This window comes from Caballeronia sp. (assembly GCF_049581465.1).
Lineage (GTDB): Bacteria > Pseudomonadota > Gammaproteobacteria > Burkholderiales > Burkholderiaceae > Caballeronia.
Genome location: NZ_JBAUSA010001346.1, coordinates 1 through 2,989, shown reverse-complemented (window position 1 = coordinate 2,989; position 2,989 = coordinate 1). Strand labels below are relative to the sequence as shown.

General features: G+C 61.2%; 3 protein-coding genes. All 3 read right to left on the bottom strand.

Annotation, left to right across the window (positions count from 1 at the left end; all coding sequences use genetic code 11):
* Positions 1-69: 69 nt before the first annotated feature.
* A complete protein-coding gene (locus WCA53_RS32575) occupies positions 70-570 on the bottom strand; it encodes a GDP-mannose mannosyl hydrolase (RefSeq protein WP_423921609.1) in 501 nt (166 codons plus the stop codon).
* Between the two features lie 54 nt (positions 571-624).
* On the bottom strand, positions 625-765 hold the full coding sequence (locus WCA53_RS32570; RefSeq protein ID WP_423921605.1) for a hypothetical protein: 141 nt from the start codon (positions 763-765) through the stop codon (positions 625-627).
* A gap of 272 nt (positions 766-1,037) precedes the next feature.
* Positions 1,038-2,989 (bottom strand): hypothetical protein (locus WCA53_RS32565; protein WP_423921602.1); only part of this gene is annotated, 1,952 nt, incomplete at its 5' end.

Here is a 2,989-nt window from a genome sequence, read left to right as displayed (position 1 = left end):
GGGGCAATCGGACGGGTGAGTCCGATTGCTGCCAAGCGTGGCAATCCGCAGCGCTTAACAAAAAGCGACTCAACGAAAATAGGCTTTTGCGTTGTTGTGCACGTCGCCGCGAGCCAGTACTTCGGCGGGAAGCAGCCATTTATAACCACTGTGCTGGTCGAAGCGGCCAATCGGCACCGAACCATTCAGCGTGATCGAATAAGCACGCACTACATAGTGTGTATCGATGCCCGGAACGCCCGCGAAGTTATCTTCATAACAATGCTCGAACACGCCATACAGGCGCGACGATGAGCGCTGCATGCTGGCAATCCCGAGTTCGTCACGGACCACACGGGTGAACGCTGCATCGAGCGTTTCGCCTTTGGTCACGCGTCCGCCCGGCACGAACCAGGTATCGCGCGCGGGACGATTGCGGCGCTGCCCTAGCAAGACGTGTCGATTGCCGTCGTTCACGATCAAGTCGATGGACACCAGTGGCGTGAGGCGGATTACATCGAGGAAATCCACTTCTTCTAGAAAACCTGGACCGCCTTGTCGTGGCGTTTTTTTCTGTTGCTCGGCTTCGATGGTGATGGCGGCCACCGAGGGCAACACAGAGAGATCGGTCACGCTCGAAATACCTCAATCAGGGTTGTCGATATCGAAGAAGCGCGTGGTGAGGCGGAAAATTAGCAGGGCCGCGACGGCGGTGAGCACGCAGAGCGCCAGCACACTGCCAAGCATCGCAACGAACAGATTCGCCATCAGGTCGGGGCCGCTCATGATTGTTCCAGAGTTGCTTTCGAGCAGAATCGAGTGGCGGGCGGGGAAGGCCTGTGCGCGCTTTTTACTCGCGTCTCACTGCGTCGGCATTAAATGCGGATGGAGAAGTTTAGCGCGGTGCTAACGGCGGCGTATCGCTGCGGCACTGGCTTAAACCGCCGAAACGTCGCCTCGGCAAGCCATTCGCTTTTTTAGCGGTGGATGGCTTGCACGGGGGAGGGTGTAGCGGTTCTGCTAGCGGTAGGTGTAGACCCCAACCCCCTTCCCCTCATTCACCGTCCATACCCCTCCGGCGCGCTGACATTCGCCTTCATAACGTCAGCATTCCCCGACACCACATACACCGGCGCCTCGGTAAGCGTCACCGCAACGCGCCCGTTCACATAATGCAACTCCGATGGATTGCCCATCATGTCGAGCACCGTGACCGTCCCCGATGTCCCCGGCGCGTCAACCTGTAATTCCTGGCGCACGCCGTGCGTCGTGCTGAACCCCGAGGCGTCCGGCCACACTGCGTTGTCATGCGTCCATAGCGCGGTCACGACCTTACCGCCGTCCAGGCGCTGGAACGCATATCCATACACACCAGGCGGCGTCCCCTTCAAAACTCCAAGCGTATCCGTCCCATCAATAATCCGCGTCATCGCAGCAATACCCATCGCTGCGGGCTTCGGGCTGATCTGCGTCTGGCCAAAGCCGCCCTCGGCATTCACGAGATCGAAGAAAACGCCATAGCCCACTTCGGGCGGGTCAGCCGCGTAGAACACGTAGCTGAGGTCGGCGCCTTCGCCAAGCAGGATCAGATGTGAGCGCGCGACCACCGCGCCCTGCGCATACAGCACGTTCGCCGATGGCGTCGCACTTCCATACTTCGTGCCAATGTCGTAACTGATCCCCGATTCCGTGATGAACAATTTCGCGCCAGGCTTAAGCATCTGCGTCATCGTGTGACGCAGCGCACGCATCATCGCGGGAAGGCTTTGCGCGGCCTTCGCCGGATCGCTGTTGCCAGCCAGACGCTCAGGCGGATGCGACGGCGACGTACCCACGTCGTAGTAACCATGTGCGCTCACGCCATCCAGATAGCGCGCGATACCCAGCGGCGCGAGACGGTTCAGCCACTCGGTGTTCTTGCCCAAAGATGACAACGTCAGCCCCATCACGACGGCGTGCGGATCCGTGGAATGGATCGCTTCATAGGTGGCCTTGTACATGGCGACCAGGTTTGCGTCGCTATCGCGCCAAGGCAGGCCGCCGTCGTAATCGGGTTCCCAGCTCACCTGATAGTAGTTGTTCGACTGCGTGGGAAAGACGGTCGAGCGGATCCGATTCGACTCCAGGCCGACGCGCTTCATATAGGCGCTGTAATCGGCAAGCGACTTAGGCGCGTAGCTATGCGTGTCCTTGCCCGTCTGGTTGGCCCAGCCTGGAATACCGTCGAGCTGGATCAGGCGCAGCAGGTCGCCAGGCTTGAAGAAGGGGGAGAGGTTGTCGGCGTTGGGGTTGAATGTATTGGGCGCCTTGGGTTCCGTCATGTCCCAGTTGCGGTTGTCATTCACCCACGTCAAGCCAAGATCCGGATAGAGCGGCCGATAACCATCGCCGGAACAGCACGACTGCCCCGGTTTGAGATAAGCCGCCCCCTGGCCGCCGAAGCGGTGCAGGTCGAGCTTCTTGTAGGTCACGGGAGGGAGCACGCCGGCAAGATCCGGTAGTACCCCGAATGTAGCGATGCCCGCCGGACGTGTACCGCGCGACGGCAACACGGCCGCTGTCTGGCCCGCTGATTCGAGCCGGGCCGAGATTGAAAAATAGCCGGCGGCGCGCGACGTGCAAGCAATCTGCAACGCATGCGCGCCCGGCTTCACGGCGATCCGGCCACTCGCCTTGACCGCACTCCAAGCGTCCTCGATCTGCCACAGAAGCGTGCCGGCAGCTTTGGCGCGCGTTGTCAGCATCACATCGAAGGGATGGTGCAGCGGGAACATGCGCGTGCCGTCGCTGCCCGGCGTGTCGGCTTCTATCGCGTCTCCGGCGCCTGCCGCCTCGACAGGTGTCGACGCCGGGCCACAGGTCATGGAGAGCGAGGTTGCAGGCGGCGCATCGGCGACGAAATGCCCGGCCTGAGGATCGGCCTTCACGGCTGACGGGGCGTTGGCTTTGGAATTGGTGTTGGCGTCGGCTTTGGCGTCGAATTCGACCCAGCATTGCTTCGACGCGCCGG

Bases quoted from the DNA above. Each gene is read 5' to 3' on its own strand.
- WCA53_RS32570 (WP_423921605.1), bottom strand. From the start codon at position 765: ATGAGCGGCCCCGACCTGATGGCGAATCTGTTCGTTGCGATGCTTGGC.